The sequence below is a fragment of the Actinopolymorpha sp. B11F2 genome, assembly GCF_040195635.1.
Taxonomy (GTDB): domain Bacteria; phylum Actinomycetota; class Actinomycetes; order Propionibacteriales; family Actinopolymorphaceae; genus Thermasporomyces.
The window spans coordinates 1-1671 of the sequence record NZ_JBEFTX010000056.1; the positions used below are offsets into that span (position 1 = coordinate 1).

Consider the following 1671-nt stretch of genomic DNA (forward strand, 5'->3'; position numbering starts at 1 on the left):
AGCCCGGATCCACCGATGAGGTCGGCCGGATGAGCGTGCCGTTGAGCGCGAATGCCCTTGCGTGGTGGGAAGATCGGACTTGCTGAAGGTCGATCTGAGCCATCACGAAGGGCATCCGCAAGGTGCAACTGTCTCACACGTTTGCCTCGACGTCAGTGTTGTTCGACGAGTCCAACCTGGTGGCGTCTGCCGGGCTGGTGCCGGCGTTGGCACTGGCCGAGTCCGCGGGTCTGGATGAGCTGGCCGATGCGCATCTGAGTGTGGGGGGTGACAAGGGAGCGAACGCTGGTGCAAAGGTTGCTTCGCTGGTGGCGGGGATGGTCGCCGGTGCGGACTCGATCGATGACATGGACCTGCTTCGACACGGAGGGATGGGGCGTGTGTTCATCGGTGCGTACGCCCCGTCGACGTTGGGGTCGTTCCTTCGGGCGTTCACCTTCGGTCACGTCCGCCAGATTGACGCGGTGGCCTCCCGGTTTTTGATCGGGTTGGCCGAGCAGACTCCGGTGACCGCCGGTGTCGAGGAGTGTGCTCTGGTCGATGTCGATGACTCGATCTATGAGGTGCACGGTTATGCCAAGCAGGGCTCCGGCTTCGGCTACTCCGGGGTGCGCGGGCTGAACGGCGCGCTGGCCACGCTGTCCACGCCGCGGGCGGCTCCGGTGGTGCTCGCGCAGCGGCTGCGCAGGGGTGCGGCGGGCTCGGCTCGGGGCGCCAAACGCTTGGTCGCTGACGCGTTGTCCACGTTGCGGCAACTGCGTGATCCGCATTCGACCGGCCTGGTGCTGGTTCGGGCGGACTCGGCGTTCTACGGCCACGCCACCATCGGCACCGCGCTCCGGGCTGGCGCGGACGTGTCGGTGACGGTGCGGATGGACACCAAAGTCAGAGCCGCGATCGGCACCATCCCAGAACACGCCTGGACTACGATCGAGTACCCGCAGGCGATCTTCGACGAGCGCAGTGGTCAGTGGATCTCCCGGGCCGAGGTCGCAGAGACGCCTTTCACCGCCTTTGGCTCCAAGGCCAAGCGCCATCAGGTGTCCGGGCGCCTGGTGGTACGCCGCGTCCCCGAACTGAACCCGAAGGCCAAACAGGGCCAGCCCGACCTGTTCCGGCTGTGGCGCCATCACGCGTTCTTCACCACCACCGACGCCACCGTGATGGACACCGTCGCCGCGGACCAGACGCATCGCCAGCACGCGATCATCGAGCAAGTGCACGCCGACTTGAAGAACTCCGCACTGGCGCACCTGCCGTCGGGCAAGTTCGCCGCGAACGCCGCCTGGCTGGTGCTGGCTGTGATGGCGTTCAACCTCACCCGCGCCGTGGGCACCCTCGCCGACCACGGGCTCGCCAAGGCGACCACCGCAACCATCCGACGCAAACTCATCAACGTACCCGCACGGATAGCGTCCTCGGCGCGACGACTGCGACTGCATCTACCCGACCCATGGCCATGGCAAAAGTCATGGCAAGACCTGTTCACCCGCGTCGCCGACCCGCCAACAGCGGCAGCGACCTAACCAGCCGCCGCAAAACGGCCCGACCGGAGACCCAGTTGGAACACCCCGGACAGCGAGGTCCGGGGAATCACCACGCCCTCACACCCGCCAAGACACCCACCACTCCTCAAGCCCCGACTACCAAGCCGATCGGTGGATCCGGGCT

Annotated in this window: 1 protein-coding gene; it reads left to right on the forward strand. The window is 66.5% G+C overall.

Annotated features, from left to right (window positions below; all coding sequences use genetic code 11):
• Nucleotides 1-122 precede the first annotated feature (122 nt).
• Complete coding sequence (locus ABN034_RS34190; RefSeq protein ID WP_349695101.1) at nucleotides 123-1526, forward strand: IS1380 family transposase; 1404 nt, start codon at nucleotides 123-125, stop codon at nucleotides 1524-1526.
• Nucleotides 1527-1671 lie beyond the last annotated feature (145 nt).